This window comes from Streptomyces sp. NBC_01255 (assembly GCF_036226445.1).
In the GTDB taxonomy this organism is placed as follows: Bacteria; Actinomycetota; Actinomycetes; order Streptomycetales; family Streptomycetaceae; genus Streptomyces.
This window is the reverse complement of sequence record NZ_CP108474.1, coordinates 5,460,171-5,486,653: the sequence shown is the minus strand read 5'-3', so window position 1 is coordinate 5,486,653 and position 26,483 is coordinate 5,460,171. Positions and strand designations below refer to the sequence as shown.

The window sequence follows — 26,483 nt, the reverse complement described above, 5'->3', positions numbered from 1 at the left end:
GCAACAGCGTTGCTTAAGTGGCTGGCATGACTGGCACCGACCCCCGTACCCCGCGCACCCCACTCCGCGTCGGACTCGTCGGCTACGGCCTCGCGGGCTCCGTCTTCCACGCCCCGCTGATCGCCGCCTCCGAGGACCTCGTCCTCGCCGCCGTCACCACGGGCAATCCGGAGCGGGCCGCCGAGGCCCGCGCCGCGCACCCCGGCGTACGGGTCGCGGGCTCCCCGGAGGAGCTGTGGGAGCGGGGGGCTGCGGACGAGCTCGACCTGGTCGTCGTCGCCTCCCCCAACAAGACGCACGTCGCCGTCGCGACCGCCGCACTGGAGGCCGGCATCCCGGTCGTCGTCGACAAGCCGCTCGCCGGGACCGCCGCCGAGGCGCGCGGCCTCGCCGCCCTCGCCGAGGCGCGGGGCCTGCTGCTGTCGGTCTTCCAGAACCGCCGCTGGGACAACGACTTCCTGACCCTCCGCCGCCTCCTCGACGAGGACGCGCTCGGCGAGGTCCAGCGCTTCGAGTCCCGGTTCGAGCGCTGGCGCCCGCAGCCCAAGGGCGGCTGGCGGGAGTCGGGCGCGCCCGAGGAGATCGGCGGGCTGCTGTACGACCTGGGCAGCCACGTCGTCGACCAGGCCCTCGTGCTCTTCGGCCCGGCGGTCTCGGTGTACGCCGAGTCGGACGTACGCCGGCCGGGCGCCGCCGCCGACGACGACACCTTCCTCGCGGTCACGCACGCCAACGGTGTCCGCTCCCATCTGTACGTGAGCGCCACCACCGCCCAGCTCGGCCCCCGTTTCCGGGTGCTCGGGCAGCGCGCGGGCTTCGTGAAGTACGGGCTCGACCCGCAGGAGGCCGCCCTGCGCGAGGGCCTGCGGCCCGTGCCGGGCACGGTCTGGGGCGTGGAGCCGGAGGAGCTGTGGGGCCGGCTCGGCTCCGGGGAGTCCCCGCTGACCGGCGGCGGCACCCCGGTCCCGTCACTGCCCGGCGCCTACCCGGCGTACTACGCGGCCGTCGCCGCCGCCCTCCGCGGCACCGGCGAGAACCCGGTCACCGCGCACGAGGCCGCCGCCGCGCTCGACGTCCTGGAGGCGGCGAAGCGGTCGGCCCACGAGGGAATCACGGTGGCCCTGTGAGCGAGATCCCCGAACTGGAGGCGCAGGAGGCCCGTCTGGTCCTCCCTCGATTCACGTACGAGGACGCCTGGACGCTCGGCACCCTCCTCGTCGGCCTGGCCCGGGAACGGCGGGCACCCGTCGCGATCGACATCCGGCGGGGCGCGCAGCAGTTGTTCCACTGCGCGCTGCCGGGGTCCAGCGCGGACAACGACGCCTGGATCGACCGGAAGCGGCGCGTCGTCGAGCGGTACGGCGCGAGTTCGTTCCTGGTCGGCGCCCGGTTCCGCGCCAAGGGAACGACCTTCGAGGCGTCCTCGCGCCTCGACCCCGACCTGTACGCCGCCCATGGCGGTGCGTTCCCGGTCGCGGTCGAGGGCGCGGGGGTGATCGGTTCGGTCACGGTCTCGGGTCTGCCGCAGGCCGAGGACCACGCGCTGGTCGTCGAGGCACTGGAGCGACTGCTCAGTTCGTACGCCTCCGGCGACGGCTGACGGTCACGAGGATTCCGCCGCCGAGGGCGAGGCCCGCTGCGGTGGCGCCCATGACGATCTTCCCGGTGCCGGCGCCGGTCTCGGGCAGTTGGCCGCCGCCGTGCGGGCCGTGGTTGCCGCCGGAGTCGCCGTAACCGCCGGAGTCGTCGCCGTAACCGCCGGAGTCACCGCCGCCGGTCGTGGGATCGGTGGGCGTCGGCGTGGGATCGGTCGGGGTCGGCGTGGGATCCGTCGGAGTCGGCGTCGGGTCCGTCGGCGTGGGCGTGGGATCCGTCGGGGTCGGCGTCGGGTCCGTCGGCGTGGGGGTCGGGTCCGTGGGGGTGGGCGTCGGGTCCGTCGGAGTCGGCGTGGGATCCGTCGGGGTCGGCGTCGGGTCCGTCGGGGTCGGCGTGGGGTCGGTCGGCGTCGGGGTGGGCGTGGAGTCCGTGCAGGACGGGAGGTCACCGTTGAACGGGTAGGCGTGCATCTCCTGGCCACCGCCGCCGTCGGTCTCCGAGGCGTGCGTCAGGTTCCCGGTGGTGAAGAAGCGGCCGTTCGTGCCCGGCATCGTGACCGTCGCCGTGCTGGCCTGGTTGCCGATGAGCACGCTGCCCGCGAACTGGGCCGTGCCCTCGAACTTGACCTTCGTCGCGTCCGGGAAGTTCCACAGGACGCGGTCACGCAGTCCGTCCGGGAGCCCGGCGATGAACGTGTCGACGGTGCGGTCGGCGCCGAGGACGTTGACGAGGACGGTCGCGTCGGCGGGGATGTTCTCGAAGCGGATGCCCTGTTGCCCGCCGCTCGCCGACTCCAGGTCGAAGTCGGCGTTGAAGACCTGGAGATCCGAGCTGCCGTCACCCGTGAAGAGGGTCTCGGTGTCGTTGTTGACGGCGGTTCCGGTGGCGGTGCGGGAGCCGCCGTTCACGTACGCGTAGCACTGGCTGGCGTCGGTGAGCTGCCCCCGGAGGGCGGTGTACTGGTCTGCGGCCGCGGCGTCGTGGACCGGGGCGGGGTTCACCGTCCCGGAGAGCACGCCCCCGTACCGCACGACGCCCTTGACGTCGGCCTCCTCGGCGAGGAGGGACTGGCCGGAGGCCACCGTCAGGTCCTTGCCGACGGTGAGGAAGTCGGTGCCGTCGTCGGGCGGGATGCGCGAGCCGGCTCCGACGATGCCGACGTTGTACACGCTCGATACGCCGGCGCGCTTGTTCTGGTCGAAGCCGCCGAGGACGACGACCTTGCCCTCGGCCTCGGCCGCGGCCTCGCGGACGAGGAAGTCGCCCCCCACGAAGATGTTGATGTTGTTGTCGCGGAAGACGACGCCGCCGCTGTTGATGGGCGGGTAGCCGTCGGGCGGGCAGTTGCCCGGCAGGCAGGGGCCGAGGCCGCCGGGGAGCGGATCGGCGAAGCCGTTGACGGCCAGTGCACCGACCAGGGCGGTGGCCCCGACCGTGGCCGCGGCGATGACGGCGAGGCGGCGCCGGGCGGGCCGCCGATCGTGCGTGTCTTGTTCCATACCGGGCAATATGCAAAAAGCACACGAAAATGGCGACGCCCCACGCGGGACGCCGCCGTTTTCACGCCAGAGGATTCAAGCCACCCTCAGGCGGCCCGTACTCCGCCCTCAGGCGCTCTTGAGCTCCTGGCGCTGCCGGCCGAGCCCCTCGACCTCCAGCTCGACGACGTCACCGGCGCGCAGGTACGGCTTGGGCTCCGGCTGCCCCATGGCGACGCCGGCGGGCGTGCCGGTGTTGATGATGTCGCCCGGGTAGAGGGTCATGAACCGGCTGACGTACCGGACGACCTCCGCGACCGGGAAGATCTGGTCGGAGGTGTGACCGTCCTGCTTGAGCTCGCCGTTGACCCAGAGGCGGAGGGAGAGGGCCTGCGGGTCGGGCACCTCGTCGGCGGTGACGAGCCAGGGACCGAGCGGGTTGAACGTCTCGGCGTTCTTGCCCTTGTCCCAGGTGCCGCCGCGCTCGATCTGCCACTCGCGCTCGGAGACGTCGTGGGCGACCGCGTAGCCGGCGACGTGCGCGAGGGCCTCCTCGTCGGTCTCCAGGTAGCGGGCGGTGCGGCCGATGACGATCGCGAGCTCCACCTCCCAGTCCGTCTTGACCGAGCCGCGCGGCACGAGCACGGTGTCGTCCGGGCCGACGACGGTGTCGGCGGCTTTGAGGAAGACGACGGGCTCGGCCGGGGTGGCCTGGCCGGTCTCGGCGGCGTGGCCGTGGTAGTTCAGCCCGATGCACACGACCTTGCCGATCCGGCCGACCGGCGGGCCGACGCGCAGCCCGGTCGCGTCGAGCTCGGGCAGCACACCGGCCCCGGCCGCGCCCCGGATCCGGTCGAGCGTGGAGGCGTCGGCGAGCAGATTGCCGTCGATGTCGTCGACAAGCGCGGACAGGTCACGAAGGGTGCCGTCCTCGTCGAGCAGGGCGGGACGCTCGGCTCCCGGCGGGCCTACACGCAGCAGCTTCATGGTCTTCTCCCGGTGGTCGAGGTGGGCCCGGGAAGGGCCCTGAGGGTGCCCCGGCCGATGGAGTGCGGCCATCGGAGGATTGGTCGATCCTCCAAGACATCGGGTCACTCTGCAAGACCCCGTTCACGCACTGGACCCTTACGCACGAGTAGCAACGGCGCCGGAGGGCTTCCTTCCGCTCTCCTCCCGGAAGAGGAAGGCCCGCTCGACGGCGCTCCAGGTGGTGCTGGTGACGACGTAGAGGGCGGCGGCGAGGGGGACGACGGCGACGGTGATCAGGGTGGCGAAGGAGAGCAGCGGCATCACCTTGGCGATCGCGCCCGCGCCGGGCGTGGGCTGTCCCAGGTCGAGGGGCTGGGCGGCGAGCTGCCGCTTCGTACGGCGGTAGCTGAAGACGGCCACGGCGGTGACGACCGCGAAGAGGACGAGGTAGACCCGCCCCGCCGGGCCGAACACGCCGCCGTGGGAGAGCGCGTCGGCCCAGTGGTCGCCCAGCGGGGCGGCGAAGAGCGTGTGCCCGGCCATCCGGTCACCGGAGAACAGGTGGTACATCAGGAGGAACGCGGGCGCCTGGAGGAGGCTGGGCAGGATCCCGGCGAAGGGCGAGACCTTCTCCTTGGCGTGCAGCTCCAGCATCGCCTTCTTGAGGCGCTCGGGGCTCTTGGCGTGCTTCTTGCGGAGGGCGGCGAGCTGCGGGGCTATCCGGGTGCGGGCCTTCTGACCGCGGGCCGCAGCCCGGGACAGCGGGTGGACCGCGAGGCGTACGAGCATCGTGAAGAGGATGATCGCGGCGGCCGTGGCGGTGGTGGCGAAGAGCGGCTGGAGCAGGTCGGCGAGCCGCTCGACCAGGGAAGCGAAAACGGACAAGGGAGCCCTCCGTGGGGTCTCGTCGTGCCGGGAGAGATTCGGGTCTCGGCATGACGGATCCGCGTGAGGACCTTCCGGTGTGCGGGCGCCCCCTCGTGCGGGGCTCCGGCGTGGCTCCCTACGCGGCCGTCGGGAGGGGACGGCCGGGAGCTCGGGGTCTGCGGCGGCCGGCGGCGTCAGGATCGCGCTGGGGCAGGAAGGCGGTACGCCGCTCGCGGTCACGTATCGCCGTACGCACGCGGGTCGCCGGGACGGCGGGAGCCGTGGGGGCGCCGATCAGGGCGCAGACGACGGAGGTCGCGGCGAGGACGACGGCGGCGAGGCCCGCGCCGTCGGAGAGGAGGAGGCCGGCGAGGGCGAGGAGGGAGAACAGCGGCGCGAGCACGCGCAGGAGCAGGCTCCTGACAGTCATCTCGCCACCCCCTCTCGCACGTCTCTCGCACATCTCTCGATGGTTCACGTCTCTCGATCTTTCCCACCCAGAAGACGCACGGGCTCGATCAGGAGTTCCCGCGCCCGGAGGAATCGAGAGGGGCAAGGGGAAGGAGCAGCCGGCGGGGCCGGAGCAGGGCACGGCCGACCGGGTCGCCGGGGTCCGGGTCGAGCCCGGCGCCGGGCCGCATCTCGACGTCGGCGGGCGGCACGGGGACGCGGCAGGCGGGGCATTCGCCGTACGGGCCGAGCTCGGTGCCGCAGGCGGCGTGGTGGAAGTGGCGCACCGGTACGGCTCCGGGGACCTCGGCACGCCCCCAGGCGCCGAGGGCGCGCAGGACGGGCCAGAGGGCGAGGCCGCGCTCGGTGAGCACGTACTCGTCGCGCGGGGGCGATTCCTGGTAGCGCCGCCGGTCGAGGACGCCGGCCTCGACGAGGGTCTGCAGGCGGGCGGCGAGGACGGCGCGGGGGACGCCGAGGTGAACGAGGAAGTCGTTGTAGCGGCGGACGCCGTAGAAGGCGTCGCGGACGACGAGGAGGGTCCAGCGCTCGCCGACGACCTCGAGGGCGCGGGCGATGGAGCACTGCTGGTGGGCGTAGTCCTTGCCGAGAGCCATGACGCCATCGTACCCATTCAAGGTTCAGTGAACGAACCGAGCTGCTAGCTTAGGTTCATTCACCGAACCGATGATGTCACATCACCTGCCGAATGATCGACTGACGGGTGGAGGCCCCTGCCATGCCCCAGCCAGCCACCACCTCCGGAGCTCATACGCACACACGACCGGCCCGCCCCTCCGCCACGCTCGCCGTCACCGGCGCCGCCACGGCCGTCGCGCTGATGAACTACACGGCCCCGATGCTCACGCTCCCCGACACGGCCGCCGCCTTCGGGACCCCGGAATCGGCCCGCGCCTGGCTGCTCAACGGCACGCCGCTCGGCCTCGCCGTCCTCCTCCTGGTGGCGGGCAGCCTCGCCGACGCGCACGGACGGCGCCGGGTCTTCCTCCTCGGCACCCTCGCCCTCGGCGTCACCACCGGCCTCGGCGCCTTCGCGGGCTCCACCCTCGCCTTCACCCTGGCGCGGATCGCGCAGGGCGCGGCGAGCGCGGCGGTCCTCGCGGGCAGCCTGGGCCTGCTGGCCGACGCGTACCCCTCGGGCCGCGACCGAATCAGGGCGACCGCCATATGGGGGGCGTCGGTGAGCGGCGGCATCGCGCTCGGCCCGCTGCTCGCGGGCGCGCTGAGCCTGGTGGACTGGCGCCTGGCGTACGCGGTGCTGGGCCTCGGGGCGCTGGTGATCGCGGCGGCGGGGACCTACGGACTCCCACGGGACACCACGCAGCGGCCGGTACGAACCCGCCCCGACATCCCGGGCGCGGTCGCACTCGGCCTGGCCCTGGCGGCACTGCTCACCGCGCTCACGCTGGGCAGGGACGGCTGGCTACGGGCCCCGGTAGGCCTCCTCTTCCTGACGGCCGTCGCGCTGACCGCGATCTTCGCGGCGGTCGAGCACCGGAGCCGTACGCCCATGCTCGACCTGGCGCTCCTGCGCCGGCCGGCGTTCCTGGCGTCGACGCTGGGGGCGCTGTTCACGGGTCTGGCGGTGATCGGCCTGTTCAGCGTGGTGCCCGCGCTGCTCCAGAGCGGGGCGGGGATGTCGCCGCTGGGGGCGGCCTGGCTGTTCGTCCTCTGGTCGGGCACCGCGTTCGTGGCGGCCCTCCAGGCGCGCCGCCTGGCGGGCCGGCTGTCCGCCGCGTACCAACTGACCCTGGGTTTCGTCTTGTCGGCGGCAGGAGTCCTGGCCCTCCTCGGAGGCCTGGAAGGCCCGTGGCCGCGCCTCCTCCCCGGCCTCCTCGTGGCGGGCGCGGGCAGCGGCCTCCTGAACGCGGCGCTGCCCCGGCTCGCCGTCGACTCCGTACCGCCGGAGCGAGCGGCGATGGGCTCGGGGGCCAACAACACCGCCCGCTACATCGGTTCCGCGGCGGGCGTGGCCCTGACGCTCGCACTGACGACGGCCGGCCCGGACACGGCGCTCCTGGTCTCGGCGGGCCTGGCCCTGACCGGCGCCGCGATCACCCTCGTACTGGGGAAGCGGCCGGGGAGGCGGCGGGGCTGACGGCCGCGTCGGTGAACTCCTCCAGGGCGAGGACGTCCTCGTCGCCCCGGTCGTCACCGACCTCGGGCGGCCCGAGGAGGCTGACGGAGACGGCCACGGCGAGATTGACGACGAGGGCGAGCAGCCCGGCGTTGACGCCCCACAGCGGATCGTTCCCGGAGAAGACGAGCGCGCAGACGACCGCGACGCCGACCCCGAGCCCGCACTCCCCGCCCCGCAGAGTCATCCGCCGCCACACGAGCCCCAGCAGCACCAGTGGCAGGAGCTGGGCCATGCCTTCGTAGGAGATGAGGGAGAGGCGGACGAGGGTGTTGGGCGCGGTGTACGTCATGACGAGGGCGAGGGTCCCCGTGACGACGACCACGAGCTGGGCGGCGCCCTTCTCGCGGTGGCGCAGGCGGGGCGCGAGCGAGAGCACGCTCCGCCCCCACATGGTGCCGATGACGAGCATGAACACGGCCATGGGCACGATCGAGGAGAGCGCGGCAGCCACGCCGACGAGGCCGACGGCCCAGGCGGGGAGCGAGTCGGTGACGAGCTTGAAGAGGGCGAGGTTCGACTCGGCGCCGACGAGCCCGGGGACGACGAAGAGGGCGGCGGTGCCGAGGAGCATGGGAACGAACAGAAGGACGTTGTAGGCGGGGAGCCAGACGGCGTTGCGCCGGAGGGTGTCGGCGTCACGGGCCCCGAGATACCCGGCGACGGTGGTCGGGAAGATCACCACGGTGAGGGAGTTGAGGACGGTGGTGGAGGCGAACCAGCCGACGCCGTACCCGCTCTGCTCGCCGCCGTGCCCGGGAAGGGAGAGCCACTCGCTCTTCTCGTCGACGAGCCGCCCGAAGAACTCCCCGAAGCCGCCGAAGTAGTGCAGCGGCACGTACACGACGAGAAACCCCAGCGTGAGAATCACGAGCGCGTCCTTGAGGACGGAGACCCAGGCGCTGCCGCGGAGCCCGCTGACCACGACGAAGCCGGTGGTGACGGCGAAGGCGAGGAAGTAGGCGGGGCCGAGGCCGATCGTGCCGTACGAGATCGTGGACACGACCACGCCCATGCCGGTGATCTGGAGCTGGATGTACGGCAGGAGGAAGGCGGTCGCGAGGACGGCGACGGCCGCGCCGAGCCAGGGGCTGCGGTAGCGGTGGGCGGTGATGTCGCTGAGGGAGACGAGCCCGTGCTTGCGGGCGTACCCCCAGAGCATGGGCCCGACGACATACCCCACCGCGTACCCACAGGACATGTAGGCGACGACGTACAGCACGGGGGCGCCGTAGTTGTAGCCCCAGCCGGCGGCACCGAGATAACTGAAGCTGGTGTACCCCTCCCCCGCCATCAGCACCCAGATGAACACCGGCCCGAGCGACCGCCCGCCGACGGACCACCCGTCGAGCCCGCCACTGGCTTCCCTCCTCACGGCGAGAAGGCCGAGAAGAACGGTGAGCACCATGAACACACCGAAGACGGACACGGCGACGGCGGCGGAACTCACGACCGGTCCCCCCTTCGGGCCAGACCGACAGCACAAGGCGTGAGAACCGTGGCCCCGAACAGCCACAGGACGAACAAGGGAACGGAGTTCACCAGCGGCAGCGCGGCGACGAACAACACGTACGGGAAGAGAAGCCAGAGCAACTGGGGCCTACGTCTGATCACCCGGTCGACCCTAGCTAGGAGACCAGCTTCGCCCAGACGACGAGCCGATAGGCGCTGCTGAACTCGGGGGTGCAGGTGGTGAGGGTGAGATAGGCCCCGGCGGTGGAATACCCGTAGGACGGCTTGACGAGAGACCGCGGAACGGCCCGGATGACCCCGACGTCACGGGGAGCGGTCTGCGGGAGAACCTGGTCGACGCGATAGGTATAGGTCCGCTCCCGAGTCCGGACGCTGATGCGATCGCCCTCGCGGAGCCGATTGATGTACCGGAAGGGCTCGCCGTGGGTGTTGCGATGCCCGGCGAGGGCGAAGTTCCCGGGAAGCCCGGGCCCGGCGTTGCCGGGGTAGTGCCCGACGTACCCCTTGTCGAGGACGGAACGCTTGGAGATGCCGCGGGCGACGGGAGCGGTGACGCCGAGGCGGGGGATACGGAGGATGGCGAAGGCGCGGGAGTCGGGGGCGGGCGGGGTACGGGGTGAGGAGGCGGGGGCGGAGGGCGAAGCGCCACCGTCCTCCCCGGCATCATGCTCAGGCTCCCCGGACTCCCCGGCAAGATCCCCAGGCTCAGCCGTCGCATCAGCTGCATCGTTCACATCGGCCACACCATCCGCCCCGTCCACGCCGTCCACGCCGTCCACGGGGGGAGAGATCTCCCACTCCCGCTCAAGGACGCTCACCTGCTCGCGGGCCTCGGCGCGGGCCTGTTGGTTGGTCCACCAGAGCTGGTGCACGACGAGAAGCAGTACGAGAACGCCGCAGGTGACGACGGTCTCGGCACACACCCACAGCACGCGGGCGCTCGTACGTCGCCGCCCGCTCGCCTGGACGACGACCGGCACTCGCTCCCGCACTCCGCCCCGCATCGTGTCCCGCACGCGGGGCACGATAAGCGCTGAGGCGCCAACTCTCCAGGCCCGTACAGCAGTACGGTGAAGGCATGCGCCCCGACACTCCTGCCGCCCACACCACCGAAGCCGAGCGCCTGCTGCGTACGGCAGCGCAGTACCCGGGAGACCGGGAACCGCTGTACCTCCAGGCCGCGGCCCACCGGGAACTGGCGGGCGACCGCCCGGGGGCGACGGCCCTCTACGACGAGCTCCTCTCCAGTGAGCCGGCGAACCCGCTCCTGATCAGGGCGCTGAAGGCGGCGAACCTCTGGGAGTACGGCCACGAGGCGGAGGCGCGGGCGATCATCGACGGCGTCCGGCGCGCCAGGCCGGCGGACGCGGCCCCGTGGGAGATCACGGCAGAGACGCTGGAGGCCCACGACGAACTGGAGGCGGCGGAGGCCACGCTCACGGAAGGAGCGACACTCCTCATCCCCGGTGTGCCGGAGGGGCTCCCCCACCCCACCCAGTCCCTCCTGATCACCCGGCACAGGATCCGCAGGATGCTGGCGCTGCCGCACGACGACTGGGACACCCTGGCGGACCGACTGCACACGGCGGCGGTCCCCCTGGACGAGCTCCACGACCCGAAGCGCCTCTGGTCGCTGGGCTCCTCGGACCCGGCGGAACTCCAGGCCGAGATCACCCGCCTCCGCTCGGAACTGGGCACCTACCGCACGGCCCTGTCCCGCCCCTTCCCGGTGGCGGTCCTGCACTGGCCAGAAGCGGAACTCGACGAACTCCTGGCGGCGTACCCGGAACTGGAAGCCGAGTACCCCACGTACAGAGCGCACCTGACGGACATCGAGGCCTCCCTCCGAGAACTCTCCCAGGCGGGCACCCCGAACCTGGGCATCGTCCGAGCGACGGTCCCCTCCTACGAAGCCTTCGCAGCCTCGGAATCCACCCGCCCGTCAAACGCGGACCTCCTCCCCCAATACGCCACCACCCTGGCGGCCCGCGGCCGCGCCACAGCCTGGCCCCCGACCTCCGACGCGGCGTGCTGGTGCGGCTCGGAGGCGACGTACGGGGAATGCCACGGGACGGAGCAGCCATGAGAGGCTCAGCTCCAAACCCGCGCAACAAGGACGGATACCTGGGATGGCTAGGCTTGTCCTCCAGGAACCTGGAGATCTCTGTGCAAACAGAGATGTAGGCGACCACGTTCTGCTGGACCCTGCCGACGATGCAGAGGCACAGTCCGTCCTCAGCTGGCTCAGGGAATGGCCCGTTGCCCACATCTATACGGAGTCGGTAAGGAATTCGATCGACTACGTTCTCGACGGTGGCAGGACCGGTAGGTTCGACCTCCGTTCGCCAGAGGTACACCCCGGCGAGCGAGCGTCCGTGGGCGCGAAGCTTGAGTACGAAGTCCTCCGAAGCTTCTCTCTGCCCAAGACAAGGCCCCTGGACACGCACATCGCGGGCGTACCTGTAGACATCAAAGCAACCGTGGGAAGCAACTGGGCTATCCCTGCAGAGGCCCACTGCCAGCTCTGCCTCTGTACCCAGATACAACTGAAGAACAACCGGCACAAAACCTGGCTCGTGCGGACACACCGCTCTTGGCTCTACCGTGGAAAAGGAAACAACGACGGCAAGCGGGGCCTGGCCGCCGAGGCTCGTGAACGCTGGAGCATACCTCTGTATGACTGGGCACCATTGCCCGTCAATCCCCTCCAGTACCTGCCCGAGGACGTGGCCCTTCAGGTCCTTGCAGACAAGCCTGGGCAGGTGGAACGGCTGCTGATCATGTTCCGGGCACTTGAAGGGCGCGTCATCCCGCGCAACACACTCCTTACGGTGGCACGGAGCCACGACCCCATGCGCCGAGCCAGGGACGTGAAGCAAGCCGCCGCCGCAGAGGGGCTGACGCTGCTCTGCGGACGTGATGCGGGGGCGGCCCGGGGAATCTCCCTTCAGGCTGGGGAGTGGATAGCCATACGGGACGGTGCCACTGGGGACGCGCCACCAGCACCAGGTGACAGCCTCACCGGGCAAGGAAGCGGATTCAGTGCCTGAGAACGCGGGATGGACCCCGCCCGAGGGGTCCTGGGCCTCTTCCGCCGCCAGACGCAGGAACATGCAGGCCATCCGCAGCCGCGACACCAAGCCAGAACAGGCCATCCGTCGGCTTGTCCACGCTCAGGGGCTCCGCTACCGCGTGGCCGCCAAACCGCTGCCAGATCTTCGCCGAACTGCGGACATGGTGTTCCGGCCCGCGAAAGTAGCCGTGTTCATCGACGGCTGCTACTGGCACGGCTGCCCCGAGCACTACGTTCCCCCCAAAACCAACCCCGGCTACTGGTCGAAGAAGGTCGAAGGGAACGTAGCCCGGGATCGCGATACCGACCAGCGGCTCACAGCTGCGGGGTGGCTGGTGCTGCGCTTCTGGGAGCACGCGGCCGCAGAGGAATGCGCGGCTGAGATCACCCGAACCGTGGCCAGAAGGCGACCCGCGCCTTAGACAAGGGTGCTCTGAGCCGACTCCCACGTCGTGCCGTCGGGTTCCAGGTCTCCAGTGGGGGGGACGAGCACGGCACCCTCACGCTCCAGGGCCTCCTTGATCGCACGGCCCACAGCCTCGGCCACCAGCGGCGGGAAGGCATTGCCCACCTGGCGGTACCGCGCGGTCTTCCGGCCGGCGAACTCCCACTCGGCCTTCTCGGGAAAGCCCTGGATCATCGCCGCCTGCTCTACGGTCAGCATGGGGCCGATCCCCTTCTGCAGGTTTCCGAGATCCCTGTCCAGGTTCACTTCATGCTCGTCGTTGGCGACACCCATACCGTTCACGCCGAGCGCGGCCCAAGCCCTCTTGGCCCGGGTAGGGCCAAGGTCGGCGCCGCCATGCTTCTTGGATCCGCCTACGAGCGTGGGAGCCACGCCCCCGCTGCTGGCGTCATCGAGCCACTTGTCAAAACCCTCAAGGCGGCCGGCCTCAACGAAGCGACGCTTCATGGAATCCTCGAGGACTGCGGCAACCGTGACCCGCTGCCTCCTGGGCACGGGCCAGTCAAATCCCCTGTACTGATCCGCTCGAATGGCGACGAGGATGGCCCGGGGCCGTAGCTGCGGTACTCCGTAGTCGGCGGCCTCAAGAAGCCTCCAGCCGCACACGACGTATCCGGCCTTGCGAAGACGCTGCTTGATCTCCTCGCGATACTCAAAGAACTTGTCTCGGGGCTTGACCAGTCCCGCGACATTCTCGATCATCACCGCGCGGGGCTCCAGCTCCTCGACAAGATCGAGCATCGTCGGAAAGAGATCCCTCTCGTCATCCCTGCCCAGCTGCTTTCCCGCGACAGAAAAGGGAGGGCAAGGGACGCCTCCGGCAAGAAGCCCGAGTTCTCTCTTCTCGATAGAGCGCCCCATACGCGCGTTGAACTTCTCAAGATCCCTGGCAGGCTGGAACTTTGTCACATCCATTTCAAGTACGTCGCACTCTGCCGCAACGTCGGCACCCCAGCGCTCACCCTTGATGACGTTGAGTTCCAGCGTCTTCGCTGCGTGTGTATCGATCTCAACAAGCGCGAGGTGCCGGAACCCGGCCCTGTGAAGACCGACCGCTTGGCCTCCCGCCCCCGCACAGATCTCAATCGACGTCAGCGGCTGACCGCTGGAACTCATCGGAGCCTCCTGGTGTGACTGACTGCAGACACGCAAGTGTCGCATCCGCCAGTGACATCCCCCGGCGTCGCTACAGTCTCCCAGGCCAGCCGGCCCCGGCGTGCCACGCCCCGCCCTGGTTCCACGCCCGCACGAAACACCACTCAGGGACGGTGGCGGCGATGCGCCCGCCCCCTGGTCACAGGGATCCTCCCGCACGCCCAGAGAGCGAGGAGCAGGCACGTGACCGCCGCACCCACCGCGCACCGCCCCGTCACCTGACGGCAGGAACCCCCATGTGACTCAGCAGGGCGGCCATGTCGCTCGGCGCCAGCCCCGCTGCCACCGCGGGCTCCTCCTCGAGGTCCGCGAGCTGCTGCACCGACGGATCATCAAGGATCCTGCCCATGAAAACCAGCTTCTGCTCAAGCCTCGTCATCACCACTTCATCGACGGTATTCCGGGCGACAAGCACCGTGGCGTTCGTTTCGGTATCCGGAGAGAGTCCAAGACGGTGAATCCGGTCCATGCTCTGAAGGAAACGACCGGCCATAAAGTCGCGGTCCACGTAGACCGCATCATGGCACACCTGATGCAGGCTGATCCCTTCACCCAGAGTGGCCGGATTGGAGATCAGCACCATGCAGTCCGGATCTTCACGGAAGCGCCGCAGCTGCTCCTCCCTGTCGGGAGTTCCACCGTATACAACTGCGGGACCGAACTTCCCGAGAAGCTTCTCAAGCGTGGCGAGGCTCCGGACAAATGTCGTCCAGACCAGAGTTTTACGCCCCTTTTCCGCGTTCTCCGCCACAATAAGTGCCGCTTCCTGGTACTTGGGCGACATCTCGTGATCAGGAAGGTTCTGCATCAAGGCGTACAGGGAGCTTCCCTGCGGGACTTCCAGCGGCGGAAGCTGATAGGCAAGCGGGTCGTACCGGTTCGTTCCCTCGGTAAGGAGCGCAGGGCACACCGCCGCCATCAGCAGCCGCAGGGCCGTCTTCCCCAGTACACTGAGATCTTCGCGCGCCGCACCGCTCGCCTCTCCCCCGACCAGGGACGCGTAGATCTCCTCATGCAGCGGCGGCATGTCCACGTATCGCATCTGGAGAGACATCGGCGGGAGCCCGAGTTCCTGCTTGGTCGTGCGGGTGAACAGGGGCCGCAGGACAGTGCTCGCATACGCCAGGTCCCCGCCGGCGACCGCCTGCGAAACCGTGCGCTGGCCATGCCCAGGCCAGACGAAGCCGAGCAGATTCTCCAGGTCCTTCGCTCCGTTGGGCGCCGGCGTACCGGTGAGAATCAGCCTGCGCCGGGCGAGCGGCCCGAGAGCCATACACGCGGCGCCATACGTGCCCCGCGCGCCAAGCTTCATCCGGTGCGCCTCGTCGAGAATGATCATCGAGGGGGCTGCCTTCAGCCATGCGGCCAACGCCGTGAGCGAGCGGTCCAGCCGCTCGTAGTTCACGATCAGCACCTCCGCCCACTGGTCATGGGATTGCCCGAGGATGTTGGTCCGCAGTGCATGACGGAAGCAGACCGCACTCTCGTACTGCCATGCCTCGTAAGCGGACTTGGGGCAGACGATGAGCAGTCGGCTGACCTTCCCCTGCGCCTTCTGGCTGGCGTAGACAGCCAGGCCCACACGCGTCTTGCCTGCGCCGGGAACGCTGAAGTTGGCTCCATGCTGAAGCGTGAGCAGTTTGGCGACATCGCGGCGCTGGAAGTCACTGAGGTCCGCCTTCCACTCCTCTCCCAGCAGAAAGGGAACCTCGTCGGGCTGGACCTCTCCCGCGTGGTCCGGCGCGTCCAGACGCTGCTTGACCGCCTGGGCGTCCTGAAGGACACCGACGACCAGTTCCTGAAGCTCTGGAGCCCACTCGACACCTGAGGTGTCCGACCAGGTCGAGAGTGCTCCCAGGCCTCCCAGCAGGTCGTTGAGCTCCACTACGGCGGCTACGGGACCGAGCTGGCCGCCCGAGCGGAACTGGGCGGCCAGCTGTACGAGTTCGTCCCGGTACTCATGCGTCGTCCGGAAAACGACCTTCGTGCGCGTCTCATCGAAGTCGAGACGGAGTGACATGCCTGCGGTGAGCTCGCTCATCCCGATGTTTCCAGGGCCACGGCCTCGATGAGCCAGGCCACACCGTCACCGGGAGTCGAGGAGCCCCGCCCAGCCTGCTGAGCGAGCTTGCGCAGGCTCTCGCGCAGCTTCAGTACAGCCTCGTCGAGCGCTTCCTCGTCGAGGCTGCGTGACGCCCGCGCCTGCACGAGCTCCACGACGCTCTGGTCGATGTCGGCACAGGCGTCCGCGATACGGGCGGGTGCCATCTGCTTCCTCTTCTTGAGCCTGGCGTCACGGCCCGCCGCGTCAATCGCCTGGTCGAAGGCTTCGCGCGCCTCCTGGAAGACGTCCTGAGCCCGCCTCCTGTCCTGGTCCGAGGCCATGCCGCTGGAGGCGCCGGCCATCGCCTTCGCACGAAGCACCTTGTCGTTCAGAGCGCGGGCCGCCGATACTGCGGAGGAAGCGCCCGGAAGCGTCACACCGCTCAGACCCGGTACGGCCACGGCCGCCTGCTCGCCCGCCGGCTCACTGAAGCCCGCGGGCATCGTCCGGGACAGGTACCGGTCCCGGAAGCCCTCATCGATGTGCCGTACGTCTGTCTTGGCGAAGCCCATGACGATGGCCGCCATGCGGAGCTCCTTCAGCACGTCCGCACGGTCTGGGTCGGCCGCGAACAGCTTCTCGTACGCGCGGTGCAGTTCCTTGAGCTTCTCCTGGTGGTCCTCGAAGTCCACGAGCCGCAGCCCAGCCACGTCGCCGTTCGCGCTGCGGGAGATCTGCTCGCGGATCGTGGCCAGGATCCAGCGCTCCTGGTGGTAGGTGGACGGCCGGATGCGGAAGTCCTTCGCGATCGCGTCAGGCGTCCTGCCGAGGCCGGCCTGCTCCTCCATGGCGAGCAGGCGGTTGATGTACGAGTAGTCCCGCCGGTGATCCCGGCGAAGCTGGAGCGCCAGCTCAACGGAGTTGATGTCGTCCCAGGTGAACCACTCCGGCAGAACGCCCACTCGCATCGACTGCTGACCCAGCTCGCGGAGTGCCGCCATACGCGTGTTGCCGTTGACGAGGATGCCGTGGTGCGTGATGAGGCCGGGGTCGTTCTGACCGAACTGGTCGAGGCTTTCCTTCAGCTTGTCGAAGTCCGGATCCCTGCGGTTGGGATCAGCCGGGTCAGCCTGGAGAAGAAACTGCAGGTAATCCTGGCTGCCTCCCGTCCAAGGGTCTGCGGCCAAGACCGCGTCCTTGGAGGGGTCATGGCTGCGCTGCGCGCGGATGCGGTGGGTTCCGGGGTTGTGGAAGACAGAGCTGATGGTGCAGTCGATCACCTCGCAGTGAAGCGCCTGGCCGTTCCAGTCCACCGTGACCGTCTCGCGGGTTCCGCCGGCGCTCTTCACGTCCTGAAGCCGCTTCGTGACCTGGTCGCTGAACTCGGCAGCGCGCGGCGGCGTCGGAAATTCCTGCTTCATCTGCTTACTGCATCCCCTCGTCTACTACTTACCCATGCCGTGCACAGCGTCCCGCACAGCGTCACGCGCTGCCTCAGGCAGGGTGCGGTACTCCCCCCAGAGCCGCTCCAGCGGGCTGGGGTCACGGCGGTCGGCGTTCAGCCAGCTGATGAAAACGTCCCGCTCCAGCGGAGTAAGGCGCTCCAAGCGGCCCAGGATGCCAGGCAGATCGGCCTGACGCTGACGGCCACCCACACGGCACCTGTTGCACTCGGTGACGAGCTGGGTCTCACTCGTCCCGTCCGGAAGCTGAACCTGGCGGCGCGCCACGTCCAGCTGAGCGCCCTGGCCGCCATCGCTGAACGATTCACCCGCACCGATGCCGCAGGACCGGCAGAGGAAACTGTCAGCGGCCAGGACCTTGGTCCTCTGAGCCGACGTCAGTCCCGACTTCTCCTTCGGCGACTTGGACTGCCCAGGAAGCCAGACATCAGCGCCCTTCTTCACGAAGCGCTGCTCGTCGAGATGGAGGGTCTCGTCCTCCCGCCTGGTGTCGATCTGCCAGTCGTGATCCCGCAAGTCGCGCACCCGCCGGTCGATCTGCGCCACCTCAGGGAACGCGGCCCTCAGCTGGCCCTTGGTGAAGATGTTGCCTTCCCCTACCTCCGACACCAGCCACAGGCCGGCACGCACCTTGCTTCCGAACGCCTTGTCGAGCCACGACGGCACAGCCACTTGCAACCTCCGCTCAACGAACACCTTGGAGAGCCTTCGCCTGACAGCGCACACCTCGTGGGAATGCCCTGCCGCGCTTCGGCTGACCCACCCATTCAGTACTGCGCACGGAGGTGCCGTCTACTCCCGGCTGGCTTTGCGCGCAAGGTAGTCAAAACCCTTGCTGCACAATGGAATGCATTCACTCGCAGGGGGTGGCGATGGCGGAAAGAAGCGTGGCAGGCGCGGCGAGAACAGATCTGCCGCCGGGCAGGAGGGCACTCGCTCAGGCGGTAGCCGTTCTCTACCGGCACCTGGCCGTAGAGACACTGGCCCAAGCGTCAGAACTCCTGGCGGCGGATGGATGGCAGAAGGATCCGAGCGAGATCTCCCGCTACCGCAGTGGGCGCAGGAAGCCGCCCATCGAGTTCGTTCTTCTGCTCCACCGACTCGCCGTCAAGCGGGCGGCGCCCAACACAGTTGTGATCTCCACGGCAGAACTCCGTGATCTCCATGCAGCTGCTGAGGCAACCCTCTGCCGGAACTGCAGCCCTCTGCGGAGCGAAAACGAGCGCCTTCGCAGCGAGAACAGCCGGCTTCTTGACCACCAGGCCACTCCGAGATCCCCGCAACCTGCTAGCGCTGGTGGACGCAATCCGGCCGGATCCGCACCGCATGGTCCGCTGCCGGTCCCCCTTCCAGCGGGGGACCGGCAGCGCAGAGCTCGCGATGTGGCTGCGGCTCAGCAACTCGCCACCAGCGCCACCAGCCTCCACAGAAGGGGGCAAATCGGATACGCGGTCGCCTTGATTCAGGACGCTTCGACGTCACTGACCCCTCTGGAGAGCGCCGCGTCCATCGCGCTGCTGCGCGAAGGACAGGATGACCTCGCGGAAACCGCCATCGGCATCAACGGCCGGAGCCGTGCCGAAGAGGACGTCATGCGCATCGCGGTCGAGCTGCACGCGCTGGGGTTGCCGGATGATGCCGGCGCGATCCTCCGGGCCGCTCTTGCCCGGACGCCGGCGCAGACCTGACAAAGAACGGGACATCGGAAAAGCCAGATGACACCCGACTGCGGCGCCGGGACGGTTCGGCCCCTTGTTAGGTTCAAACCCGTAAGCACCAGATCCCGAAAGGCCCCGCCATGCCCCGTATCCCCTCCCCCGCCATAGCCGCCGCCGGGCTCGTCGGGGGTTATGCCGTTGCCCGGTGGACCAAGAAGCGGCCGCTCGGTGGGGTCGTGCTCGCCGGGGCCGGGGCTCTTGCCGCTCGGGAGTGGCAGCAGGTGGGTGGGGCCAGGGCGGCCGTCGGGCTGACCGGTGCCTACGTGGCCGCGTTCGCCGGGTCCCATCCGCTCGCGAAGAAGATCGGGGCCTGGCCTGCGGTGTTCTCCGTGGCCGGAGGTATGGCCGCTGCCTCCTGGGCCGTCACCCGTGACAAGGGCTGAGACCCTCAGCCGCCCAGTGCGTGGCTGAAGGTGTAGATCACGAGGCCTGCCAGCGCGCCCACCACCGTGCCGTTGATGCGGATGAACTGGAGGTCGCGGCCGATGTTGGCCTCGATCTTCTTCGAGGTCTGGGTGGCGTCCCAGCCGGCGACCGTGTCCGTGATCAGGGACGTGATCTCGTACCGGTACGTCGTGACCACGTACGCCGCCGCGTCCTCCGCCCAGCCCTCGACCTTCGCCTGGAGGCGGGCGTCCGTCGCCAGGCGGCTGCCCAGGGACATCAGCGAGGCGCGGGCGCGCAGGCGGAGTTGACTTCGGTCGTCCTCGGCCGCCGCGATGATGAGCGTACGGATCGAGGACCAGGCCGAGGCGATGATGTCCTGGATCTCCGGGCGGGCCAGGAGGTCCGCCTTCAGGCGTTCCACGCGGGCCCTCGTGTCCGTGTCCGCCTGGAGGTCGGCCGCGAAGTCCGTCAGGAAGCGGTCGATCGCCCCGCGCGCCGGGTGGGCCGGCATGTCCCGCATCTCCGTCACGAAGCGGAGCAGTTCCTTGTAGACGCGTTCGCCGATGCGCTTGTCGACGAAGCGGGGCGTCCAGCCCGGCGCGCCGCCCTGCACCGCGTCCATGACCGAGTCGCCGTGTGTCACCAGCCAGTCGTGCGCGCGCGTGCAGATCAGGTCCACCGCGCGGTGGTGTGCGCCGTCCGCGACGATCTTTTCGAGGGTCTTTCCCAGGCCTGGGGCGATCTCCGCAGCCTCCGCCCGGCGCGTGATCGCCTCGCCCACGACCGCCTGCACGTCCGAGTCGCGGAGCACCGTCAGCGCGCCCCGCAGCGCCGTCGACGCCTCCGCCGTCACCCGGTCCGCGTGCGCCGGGTCCGCCAGCCACGTCCCCAGCCGCCGTCCGATGCCGAAGGCCTGGAGCCTGCCCCGTACGACGTCCGCGGAGAGGAAGTTCTCGCCTACGAACGAGCCCAGCGAGGCGCCCAGCTGGTCCTTCTTCGTCGGGATGATCGCCGTGTGCGGGATCGGCAGACCCAGCGGGCGCTTGAAGAGGGCCGTCACCGCGAACCAGTCGGCCAGCGCGCCGACCATGCCCGCCTCCGCCGCCGCGGCCACGTAACCCGCCCAGGGTCCTGCCCCCGAGCTCCGCGCCCACGTAGCCAGCGCGTAGATCACCGCCACCGCCACCAGCAGCGACGTCGCCAGCGTTTTCATCCGCCGGACGCCTCTGCTCTTCTCCTCGTCAGCCGCTGTGTACGAGAAACTCACCAATGGACTGCACCTCCTCCATCCCTACATCAGGGACTCCCGGCGCTCCTCGCGAGTTCCCCCGTACATCTTCGCGATCACCGCCTCGATGTCGGGCTCCCGCACCGAGAGGTCGAGAAGGGGGTACCTCGCCGCCACCTCCGCCACCAGCGGCGCCGCCGAGGACGAGGCCGGGAAGGCCAGCCACTGGCGGGGGCCCTCCCTCCGTACGAAGCGGGCTCCCGGCACCTCGATCGGGGGCAGTTCCCGCTCCAGGTCCACCACCAGGAGCCGCTCGCTCTCGCCGACCGCGTGCAGCCCGGCCAGTTCCCCGTCGTACATCAGCTTCCCGTGGTCGATCACCATCACCCGCGAGCACAGCTGCTCGATGTCGGTCAGGTCGTGGGTGGTGAGCAGGACCGTCGTGCCCTGCGTCGTGTTGAGTTCCTTCAGGAACTCCCTCACCCTCGCCTTCGACACCACATCCAGGCCGATCGTCGGCTCGTCCAGATACAGCACCTCCGGGTCGTGGAGCAGAGCCGCCGCGATGTCGCCGCGCATCCGCTGGCCGAGGGAGAGCTGGCGGACGGGTACGTCGAGGAGGTCACCCAGCTCCAGGAGCTCCACGCAGCGGTCGAGGTTCTCCCGGAAGCGGGCGTCCGGGATCCGGTACATGCGGTGCATCAGCCGGTACGAGTCCTTCAGCGGCAGGTCCCACCAGAGCGTCGTCCGCTGGCCGAATACCACTCCTATCCGTTGCGCCAGGCGGGTGCGCTCGCGCGACGGGTCGATGCCCGCGACCCGCAGCCGGCCCCCGCTGGGGGTCAGGATGCCGGTGAGCATCTTGATCGTGGTCGACTTCCCGGCCCCGTTCGGGCCGATGTAGCCGACCATCTCCCCGCGGTCGACGCCGAAGCTGATGCCGTCGACCGCCCGGACCTCGCGCTTCGACCGCCGCAGCAACCCCTCCTTGCGGCGGACCGTGAAGGTCTTCTCCAGGGAGTCGAGTTCGATGAACGGCTTGACCTCGGACATGTACGAGCCTCAGCTTCCTGTCGATCGGTACGAACGGATTCCCGCCCGCCACGCGAGCCCCGCCACCCCGCAGCAGACCGCCGCCACCAGCGGCGACGCGAACACCGCCCAGTCCGGCACGCCCTCCGGGGCCGGCCGGCCGAGGACGTACAGCGCGGGCAGCCAGTTCACGAACGCCAGCGGTACGACGTACACGACCCCCCGCACCAGCTCCTGCGCGAAGATCGTCGGCGGGTACTGGAGCAGCGTGTTCCCGCCGTACGTGAACGAGTTCGTGACCTCGGCCGCGTCCTGCACCCAGAACAGGACGGACGCGCCCAGCACCATCAGCGCCGCGAAGATCACCGCCCCGGAGAGCAGCATCACCGGCAGGAGCAGCACCTTCACCGGCGTCCAGGCCACGTCCAGCAGGACCAGGGCCCAGACGAGGACCAGCAGGCCCTGCGCGACCCGCCCGAACCGGCGCAGCGCGAACTTGTCCGCCGCGACCTGCGCGAGCAGCGGCGCCGGGCGCATCAGGAACGTGTCGAGCGAGCCGTCCCTGACCCGCTTCCCCATCCGCTGGAGCGAGCCCATCGTCAGGTCCGCGATCCCGAAGGACGTGCCCGTCGTCCCGTACAGCAGCGCGACCTCCGCGAAGGAGAAGCCGCCCAGGCCCTTCACCTGACCGAACATCAGCAGGATGACGACGAAGTCGAAGAAGGTGACGCAGAAGCTGGTGGCCAGGGTCAGGGCGAAGGAGGAGCGGTACGTCATCGTCGACCGGATCCACATCCCGGCGACCATCCGGTACGTGCGCCAGGACTCCGACACCGGCCCGTACGTACGCCGGGAGCAGGAGTCGGCCAGGGGCCCGGTGCCGGGCCGCGACCCCTCACCCGTACGAAGTACGTCGTCGGCCCCGCCCCTACGGAGTACGTCGTCGGCCCCGCCCGTACGGAGTACGTCGTCAGCCACCCTGCACCACCACCTTCCGCGTCGCCGCCGCCTGCGCCGCACGCCCCGCCCCGAACAGCACCAGCGCCCAGCACCCCTGGAAGGCGTACGCCCCCGCCAGCTCCCGCCCGCCCGCGTACTTCCCCAGGTACACGTCGGCCGGCACCTGGAGCATCGACGCCCACGGCAGCACCCGTGCCAGCTCGCCCAGCGCGCCCGGGAAGACGTTCAGCGGGAGCAGCATCCCCGAGAAGAACAGGCCGCCCAGCCAGGCCACCTGCACCACGCCCTGGCCGTCGAGCAGCCAGAACGCGCTCATCGCCACGAGGTACCAGATCGCGAAGCTGACGGTCGCGCCGAGCGCCACCGCCACCAGGAACGCGAGCCATGTCCCGGGGCCCTGCGGCAGGGTGAAGTCGAAGACGAGCGCGCCGACTGCCATCGGGACGACCCCGCGGCCGAGCAGCTGGTAGGCCGACCGGCCGAGGTTCGCGGAGAACCACCAGGTCTGGAGGTCGGCGGGACGGTAGAGGTCGACCGCGATGTCCCCGGTCCTGATCCGCTCGATCAGCTCCTCCTCGAAGCCGCCGCCCATCAGCCCGCAGACGGTGATCAGCGCCTGACCGATCCACACATAGGCGAGGGCGTCGTCCATGGAGTAGCCGCCGAGCTGCGGCCGTTCGTCCCACAGGGCGATGTACGTGTACGACAGGATGAAGCCGAAGACGGTGTTGGTGAACACCCCCGCCACCGTCGCCACGCGGTAGGTCGCATGGCGCCGGAAGCCACCCGCGGCCACCGTCGCGTACAGCCGCAGCATGCCTCTCCTCCCCGGAACACACCCGGAAGGGTGCGTAATGCGCCGAAAAACGCCGAAGCGCACGACCCTAGCGAGGCACGACTCCTCACCGCGAGCGGTTTTCGCGCCGCCCTTGGTGTCACTTTCGGGTCGCGTTACGGACTTTCGTCATCTTCCGGGGCAATATGGGGTGCCATGCCCCCTTCCTCCGGTACGAGCGACACGCCCCGGCCATCCCGTCCGGGCTGGGAGCCGAGGGACCCCACCCTCTCCGCTCCGCCACCTCCCGCGCGAAAGCGTCCCCCGCGCGCCGGACGCCTCCGACGCGCCCTGCGGACCCTGTTCGGCCTCGCCCTGCTCGGCGCGCTGCTCCTCGCCGGAGCCTTCGTCGCCGGCTACCTCCTGGTGGACATCCCGCCCGCCAACGCCGCCGCCCTGGCCCAGTCCAACGTCTACCTCTACCGCGACGGCAGCCCCATCGCCCGCGACGGCGAGGTCAACCGCGAGAACGTCCGGCTCGACCAGGTCCCCCTCGACGTCCGCCAGGCCGTCCTCGCCGCCGAGGACCGCGACTTCCACACCTCGCGCGCCGTCGACCCCAAGGCCATGGTCCGCGCCGCCTGGAACACCGTCACCGGCAAGGGCCGCCAGTCCGGCTCCACCATCACCCAGCAGTACGTCAAGAACTACTACCTCGGCCAGGAGCAGACCCTCACCCGCAAGGCCAAGGAGTTCTTCATCGCGATCAAACTGGGCCGCGAGAAGAGCGCGGAGGACATCCTCCAGGGCTACCTGAACACCAGCTACTTCGGCCGGAACGCCTACGGGATCCAGGCCGCCGCCCGCGCCTACTACGGCAAGGACGTCGAACAGCTCGACACCGCCGAAGGCGCGTACCTCGCCTCCCTCCTCAAGGCCCCCAGCGCCTACGACGTCACCACCCACCCCGAGAACCGGGGCAAGGCCGTCGCCCGCTGGAACTACGTCCTCGACGGCATGGTCACCGAGGGCTGGCTCGGCCGCGCCGACCGCGCCGCCGCCCGCTTCCCCCTCCCCCAGACCGCCCGCCCCGCCACCGGCCTCTCCGGACAGCGCGGCTACCTCGTCCAGGCCGTCGAGGAGTACCTGACCGGCCGCGGCGTCATCGACGAGAAGACCCTCGCCGGCGGCGGCTTCCGCATCACCACCACCCTGGAGCGCACCAAGCAGGAGACGCTCGTCCAGGCCGTCGAGGACCGGGTCATCTCCCTGCTCGCCCCGGACCGCACCCCCGCCGACCGCTACGTACGCGTCGGGGCGGCGGCCGTCGACCCGGCGACCGGCAAGGTCCTCGCGATGTACGGCGGCATCGACTACACCCAGCAGTACGTCAACAACGCCACGCGCCGCGACTACCAGGTCGGCTCCACCTTCAAGCCCTTCGTCTTCACCGCCGCCGTGCAGAGCGGGGCGCAGACCCAGTACGGGATGCCCATCACCCCGTACACCCTGTACGACGGGACCAACCGGCGCCCGGTCGAGGGCTGGAGCGGCAGCCCCTACGACCCCGCCAACGAGGACGACGCCAGCTACGGCGAGATCGCCGTCGGCGAGGCCACCGACCTGTCGGTGAACGCCGTGTACGCCCAGATGGCCGTCGACGTCGGCCCCGCGCACGTACGGCGGACCGCCATCGCCCTCGGCCTGCCCGGCTCCACCCCCGACCTCACCGCCTCCCCCTCCATCGCCCTCGGCCCGGCCACCGCCAGCGTCCTCGACATGGCCTCGGCCTACGCGACGCTGGCCGCGCACGGCCGGCACGGCACGTACACCCTCGTCGAGGCCGTCACGAGGGGCGGCGAGACGGTCGACCTGCCGTCCCGCCCGGCCCGGCAGGCAGTCAGCCGGGAGGCCGCCGACACGACCACGTCGATCCTGCGGAGCGTCGTCGAGACGGGCACGGGCACGGCGGCGCAGGTCGCGGGGCGGCCGGCGGCGGGCAAGACGGGCACGGCGGAGGACGACAAGGCCGCCTGGTTCGCCGGCTACACCCCGGAACTCGCGACGGTCGTCGCGCTGATGGGCCAGGACCCCGAATCGGGACGCCAGGAACCGCTCTACGGAGCGCTCGGACAGCCCCGGATCAACGGCGGCGGCGCGCCGGCCGAGATCTGGGCCCAGTTCACCCGGGATGCGCTGACGGGATCGGCACCGCGCGACTTCGACCTCCGGCTGATGCCGGGGGCGGAGGAGATGCCCCCGGAACCGCCGATGCCGGACGGCGAGGAGGATTCGTACCTGACGGGCGAGGCGGGCCCGGGGGCCGCGGTCTCCCGCAGCCCCCTACCCACGCCTGGCACCCCTCGTCAGTGACCGGAGGTCGCCTTCAGACCCACCACGGCGACCAGGAGCAGACAGACGAAGAAGATCCGGGCGGCGGTCGCCGGCTCACCGAGCACCACCATGCCGAGCACCGCCGCACCGGCCGCGCCGATACCGACCCACACGCCGTACGCCGTACCGATGGGCAGCGTCTTGGCGGCGTGCGACAGCAGCAGCATGGAGGCGACGATCCCGGCGCCGGTGAACACGCTGGGCCAGAGCCGCGTGAAGCCGTCGGTGTACTTCATACCGATCGACCAGCCGACTTCGAGCAGACCAGCGATGACGAGAAGAACCCAGGCCATGACGACGACACCTCCGCGAGACGGAACAACAGGAGTGCGTCGTCTTGTCGTCATCCCGGTACGGCGCGTCTCGTCGGGTGTCCCCAGACTAGCAAAGAACATGCAAAGGCCCTGGTGACAGGGGTCACCAGGGCCCACGGCTCATACGCCTACAGGTACAGGCCGGTCGAATCCGTCGCACCCTGGAAACGGTCCGCGGCCACCGCGTGCAGGTCGCGCTCCCGCATCAGTACGTACGCGGTGCCCCGCACCTCGACCTCGGCACGGTCCTCGGGGTCGTACAGCACCCGGTCGCCGATCTCGACGGTCCGGACGTTCTGACCGACCGCGACCACCTCGGCCCAGGACAGGCGACGGCCGACGGCGGCGGTCGCCGGGATCAGGATGCCGCCCCCGGAGCGCCGCTCCCCCTCGGGGGAGTCGGTGCGGACCAGGACCCGGTCGTGGAGCATCCGGATGGGCAGCTTGTCGTGCGTGTTCTCGCTCACGGTCCGAACCTACCTG

Annotated in this window: 26 protein-coding genes and 1 riboswitch; of the genes, 9 read left to right on the top strand and 17 right to left on the bottom strand. The window is 69.9% G+C overall.

The window, feature by feature from the left end:
• Nucleotides 1-26 precede the first annotated feature (26 nt).
• Both OG357_RS24885 and OG357_RS24880 read left to right on the top strand, forming a co-directional pair.
• Complete coding sequence (locus tag OG357_RS24885) at nucleotides 27-1,127, top strand: Gfo/Idh/MocA family oxidoreductase (RefSeq protein WP_329623257.1); 1,101 nt, start codon at nucleotides 27-29, stop codon at nucleotides 1,125-1,127.
• Nucleotides 1,124-1,600 (top strand): heme-degrading domain-containing protein, encoded by a 477-nt coding sequence (locus tag OG357_RS24880; protein ID WP_329623256.1) that lies wholly within the window; start codon nucleotides 1,124-1,126, stop codon nucleotides 1,598-1,600. The genes OG357_RS24885 and OG357_RS24880 overlap by 4 nt, the downstream gene beginning before the upstream one ends.
• Here OG357_RS24880 and OG357_RS24875 read toward each other — a convergent pair.
• The 5 genes from OG357_RS24875 to OG357_RS24855 all read right to left on the bottom strand — a co-directional run bounded on the left by OG357_RS24875 (nucleotide 1,572) and on the right by OG357_RS24855 (nucleotide 5,977).
• Nucleotides 1,572-3,095: a choice-of-anchor A family protein gene (locus OG357_RS24875; protein WP_329623255.1), complete on the bottom strand. Its 1,524-nt coding sequence runs from the start codon at nucleotides 3,093-3,095 to the stop codon at nucleotides 1,572-1,574. The genes OG357_RS24880 and OG357_RS24875 overlap by 29 nt on opposite strands.
• Nucleotides 3,096-3,203: 108 nt before the next feature.
• On the bottom strand, nucleotides 3,204-4,061 hold the full coding sequence (locus OG357_RS24870; protein WP_329623254.1) for a fumarylacetoacetate hydrolase family protein: 858 nt from the start codon (nucleotides 4,059-4,061) through the stop codon (nucleotides 3,204-3,206).
• Between the two features lie 138 nt (nucleotides 4,062-4,199).
• Complete coding sequence (locus OG357_RS24865) at nucleotides 4,200-4,928, bottom strand: YidC/Oxa1 family membrane protein insertase (RefSeq protein WP_329623253.1); 729 nt, start codon at nucleotides 4,926-4,928, stop codon at nucleotides 4,200-4,202.
• 118 nt (nucleotides 4,929-5,046) lie between these two features.
• On the bottom strand, nucleotides 5,047-5,340 hold the full coding sequence (locus OG357_RS24860) for a DUF6412 domain-containing protein (RefSeq protein ID WP_329623252.1): 294 nt from the start codon (nucleotides 5,338-5,340) through the stop codon (nucleotides 5,047-5,049).
• A gap of 88 nt (nucleotides 5,341-5,428) precedes the next feature.
• Nucleotides 5,429-5,977, bottom strand: coding sequence for a winged helix-turn-helix transcriptional regulator (locus OG357_RS24855; RefSeq protein WP_329623251.1), 549 nt, complete (start codon nucleotides 5,975-5,977; stop codon nucleotides 5,429-5,431).
• A 122-nt stretch (nucleotides 5,978-6,099) separates the two neighbouring features.
• Between OG357_RS24855 and OG357_RS24850 the strand changes: the two genes are divergently transcribed.
• Nucleotides 6,100-7,479 (top strand): MFS transporter, encoded by a 1,380-nt coding sequence (locus tag OG357_RS24850; protein WP_329623250.1) that lies wholly within the window; start codon nucleotides 6,100-6,102, stop codon nucleotides 7,477-7,479.
• Here the strand turns inward: OG357_RS24850 and OG357_RS24845 are convergent.
• Complete coding sequence (locus OG357_RS24845) at nucleotides 7,436-8,926, bottom strand: sodium:solute symporter family protein (protein WP_329625689.1); 1,491 nt, start codon at nucleotides 8,924-8,926, stop codon at nucleotides 7,436-7,438. The genes OG357_RS24850 and OG357_RS24845 overlap by 44 nt on opposite strands.
• Nucleotides 8,927-9,146: 220 nt before the next feature.
• Nucleotides 9,147-9,995 (bottom strand): class E sortase, encoded by an 849-nt coding sequence (locus tag OG357_RS24840; RefSeq protein WP_329625688.1) that lies wholly within the window; start codon nucleotides 9,993-9,995, stop codon nucleotides 9,147-9,149.
• A gap of 74 nt (nucleotides 9,996-10,069) precedes the next feature.
• Between OG357_RS24840 and OG357_RS24835 the strand changes: the two genes are divergently transcribed.
• From OG357_RS24835 to OG357_RS24825, 3 genes are read left to right on the top strand one after another with little or no spacing between them, the layout of a single operon-like run.
• Entirely contained in the window at nucleotides 10,070-11,077 is a 1,008-nt protein-coding gene (locus tag OG357_RS24835; RefSeq protein WP_329623249.1) for an SEC-C metal-binding domain-containing protein, read from the top strand.
• Nucleotides 11,078-11,120: 43 nt separating this feature from the next.
• Nucleotides 11,121-12,041, top strand: coding sequence for a NaeI family type II restriction endonuclease (locus tag OG357_RS24830; RefSeq protein WP_329623248.1), 921 nt, complete (start codon nucleotides 11,121-11,123; stop codon nucleotides 12,039-12,041).
• The gene (locus tag OG357_RS24825) at nucleotides 12,034-12,486 is read left to right on the top strand and encodes a very short patch repair endonuclease (protein WP_329623247.1); all 453 of its coding nucleotides are present in this window, start codon (nucleotides 12,034-12,036) and stop codon (nucleotides 12,484-12,486) included. Before OG357_RS24830 ends, OG357_RS24825 begins: the two co-directional genes overlap by 8 nt.
• Here the strand turns inward: OG357_RS24825 and OG357_RS24820 are convergent.
• The 4 genes from OG357_RS24820 to OG357_RS24805 all read right to left on the bottom strand — a co-directional run bounded on the left by OG357_RS24820 (nucleotide 12,483) and on the right by OG357_RS24805 (nucleotide 17,864).
• The gene (locus OG357_RS24820; protein WP_329623246.1) at nucleotides 12,483-13,646 is read right to left on the bottom strand and encodes a DNA cytosine methyltransferase; all 1,164 of its coding nucleotides are present in this window, start codon (nucleotides 13,644-13,646) and stop codon (nucleotides 12,483-12,485) included. The two genes, OG357_RS24825 and OG357_RS24820, sit on opposite strands and share 4 nt — an antisense overlap.
• 253 nt (nucleotides 13,647-13,899) lie before the next feature.
• Nucleotides 13,900-15,726 carry a DEAD/DEAH box helicase gene (locus OG357_RS24815; protein ID WP_329623245.1) on the bottom strand — a complete coding sequence of 609 codons (1,827 nt, stop codon included), beginning with the start codon at nucleotides 15,724-15,726 and terminating at the stop codon, nucleotides 13,900-13,902.
• Nucleotides 15,723-17,150: a hypothetical protein gene (locus OG357_RS24810; protein ID WP_329623244.1), complete on the bottom strand. Its 1,428-nt coding sequence runs from the start codon at nucleotides 17,148-17,150 to the stop codon at nucleotides 15,723-15,725. The genes OG357_RS24815 and OG357_RS24810 overlap by 4 nt, the downstream gene beginning before the upstream one ends.
• A 24-nt stretch (nucleotides 17,151-17,174) precedes the next feature.
• Nucleotides 17,175-17,864, bottom strand: coding sequence for a hypothetical protein (locus tag OG357_RS24805; RefSeq protein ID WP_329623243.1), 690 nt, complete (start codon nucleotides 17,862-17,864; stop codon nucleotides 17,175-17,177).
• Between the two features lie 785 nt (nucleotides 17,865-18,649).
• On the opposite strand from OG357_RS24805, the gene OG357_RS24800 reads away from it, so the two are divergent.
• Together OG357_RS24800 and OG357_RS24795 are read left to right on the top strand one after the other, a co-directional pair.
• On the top strand, nucleotides 18,650-18,880 hold the full coding sequence (locus tag OG357_RS24800; protein ID WP_329623242.1) for a hypothetical protein: 231 nt from the start codon (nucleotides 18,650-18,652) through the stop codon (nucleotides 18,878-18,880).
• A 110-nt stretch (nucleotides 18,881-18,990) separates the two neighbouring features.
• Nucleotides 18,991-19,293, top strand: a complete 303-nt coding sequence (locus OG357_RS24795; RefSeq protein WP_329623241.1) for a hypothetical protein — start codon at nucleotides 18,991-18,993, stop codon at nucleotides 19,291-19,293.
• A gap of 5 nt (nucleotides 19,294-19,298) precedes the next feature.
• Here OG357_RS24795 and OG357_RS24790 read toward each other — a convergent pair whose 3' ends face one another.
• From OG357_RS24790 to OG357_RS24775, 4 genes are all read right to left on the bottom strand, one after another.
• Nucleotides 19,299-20,567 carry a DUF445 domain-containing protein gene (locus tag OG357_RS24790; RefSeq protein ID WP_329623240.1) on the bottom strand — a complete coding sequence of 423 codons (1,269 nt, stop codon included), beginning with the start codon at nucleotides 20,565-20,567 and terminating at the stop codon, nucleotides 19,299-19,301.
• A gap of 21 nt (nucleotides 20,568-20,588) precedes the next feature.
• Nucleotides 20,589-21,578, bottom strand: a complete 990-nt coding sequence (locus tag OG357_RS24785) for an ABC transporter ATP-binding protein (RefSeq protein ID WP_329623239.1) — start codon at nucleotides 21,576-21,578, stop codon at nucleotides 20,589-20,591.
• A gap of 9 nt (nucleotides 21,579-21,587) precedes the next feature.
• Nucleotides 21,588-22,364: an ABC transporter permease gene (locus OG357_RS24780; RefSeq protein ID WP_329625687.1), complete on the bottom strand. Its 777-nt coding sequence runs from the start codon at nucleotides 22,362-22,364 to the stop codon at nucleotides 21,588-21,590.
• A gap of 163 nt (nucleotides 22,365-22,527) precedes the next feature.
• Nucleotides 22,528-23,331: an ABC transporter permease gene (locus OG357_RS24775; RefSeq protein ID WP_329625686.1), complete on the bottom strand. Its 804-nt coding sequence runs from the start codon at nucleotides 23,329-23,331 to the stop codon at nucleotides 22,528-22,530.
• A gap of 177 nt (nucleotides 23,332-23,508) precedes the next feature.
• Between OG357_RS24775 and OG357_RS24770 the strand changes: the two genes are divergently transcribed.
• A complete protein-coding gene (locus tag OG357_RS24770; protein WP_329623238.1) occupies nucleotides 23,509-25,665 on the top strand; it encodes a transglycosylase domain-containing protein in 2,157 nt (718 codons plus the stop codon).
• Here OG357_RS24770 and OG357_RS24765 read toward each other — a convergent pair.
• Both OG357_RS24765 and OG357_RS24760 read right to left on the bottom strand, forming a co-directional pair.
• Complete coding sequence (locus OG357_RS24765) at nucleotides 25,659-25,979, bottom strand: DMT family transporter (protein ID WP_329623237.1); 321 nt, start codon at nucleotides 25,977-25,979, stop codon at nucleotides 25,659-25,661. The two genes, OG357_RS24770 and OG357_RS24765, sit on opposite strands and share 7 nt — an antisense overlap.
• Nucleotides 25,980-26,012: 33 nt before the next feature.
• Nucleotides 26,013-26,073, bottom strand: a riboswitch (guanidine-III (ykkC-III) riboswitch).
• 55 nt (nucleotides 26,074-26,128) lie between these two features.
• On the bottom strand, nucleotides 26,129-26,467 hold the full coding sequence (locus tag OG357_RS24760) for a GroES family chaperonin (RefSeq protein ID WP_317595701.1): 339 nt from the start codon (nucleotides 26,465-26,467) through the stop codon (nucleotides 26,129-26,131).
• Nucleotides 26,468-26,483 lie beyond the last annotated feature (16 nt).

Bases quoted from the DNA above. Each gene is read 5' to 3' on its own strand.
- OG357_RS24885 (WP_329623257.1), top strand. From the start codon at position 27: ATGACTGGCACCGACCCCCGTACCCCGCGCACCCCACTCCGCGTCGGA.
- OG357_RS24875 (WP_329623255.1), bottom strand. From the start codon at position 3,095: ATGGAACAAGACACGCACGATCGGCGGCCCGCCCGGCGCCGCCTCGCC.
- OG357_RS24870 (WP_329623254.1), bottom strand. From the start codon at position 4,061: ATGAAGCTGCTGCGTGTAGGCCCGCCGGGAGCCGAGCGTCCCGCCCTG.
- OG357_RS24860 (WP_329623252.1), bottom strand. From the start codon at position 5,340: ATGACTGTCAGGAGCCTGCTCCTGCGCGTGCTCGCGCCGCTGTTCTCC.
- OG357_RS24855 (WP_329623251.1), bottom strand. From the start codon at position 5,977: ATGGCTCTCGGCAAGGACTACGCCCACCAGCAGTGCTCCATCGCCCGC.
- OG357_RS24850 (WP_329623250.1), top strand. From the start codon at position 6,100: ATGCCCCAGCCAGCCACCACCTCCGGAGCTCATACGCACACACGACCG.
- OG357_RS24845 (WP_329625689.1), bottom strand. From the start codon at position 8,926: ATGGTGCTCACCGTTCTTCTCGGCCTTCTCGCCGTGAGGAGGGAAGCC.
- OG357_RS24840 (WP_329625688.1), bottom strand. From the start codon at position 9,995: ATGCGGGGCGGAGTGCGGGAGCGAGTGCCGGTCGTCGTCCAGGCGAGC.
- OG357_RS24835 (WP_329623249.1), top strand. From the start codon at position 10,070: ATGCGCCCCGACACTCCTGCCGCCCACACCACCGAAGCCGAGCGCCTG.
- OG357_RS24830 (WP_329623248.1), top strand. From the start codon at position 11,121: ATGGCTAGGCTTGTCCTCCAGGAACCTGGAGATCTCTGTGCAAACAGA.
- OG357_RS24820 (WP_329623246.1), bottom strand. From the start codon at position 13,646: ATGAGTTCCAGCGGTCAGCCGCTGACGTCGATTGAGATCTGTGCGGGG.
- OG357_RS24815 (WP_329623245.1), bottom strand. From the start codon at position 15,726: ATGAGCGAGCTCACCGCAGGCATGTCACTCCGTCTCGACTTCGATGAG.
- OG357_RS24810 (WP_329623244.1), bottom strand. From the start codon at position 17,150: ATGAAGCAGGAATTTCCGACGCCGCCGCGCGCTGCCGAGTTCAGCGAC.
- OG357_RS24795 (WP_329623241.1), top strand. From the start codon at position 18,991: ATGCCCCGTATCCCCTCCCCCGCCATAGCCGCCGCCGGGCTCGTCGGG.
- OG357_RS24785 (WP_329623239.1), bottom strand. From the start codon at position 21,578: ATGTCCGAGGTCAAGCCGTTCATCGAACTCGACTCCCTGGAGAAGACC.
- OG357_RS24780 (WP_329625687.1), bottom strand. From the start codon at position 22,364: ATGGTCGCCGGGATGTGGATCCGGTCGACGATGACGTACCGCTCCTCC.
- OG357_RS24770 (WP_329623238.1), top strand. From the start codon at position 23,509: ATGCCCCCTTCCTCCGGTACGAGCGACACGCCCCGGCCATCCCGTCCG.
- OG357_RS24765 (WP_329623237.1), bottom strand. From the start codon at position 25,979: ATGGCCTGGGTTCTTCTCGTCATCGCTGGTCTGCTCGAAGTCGGCTGG.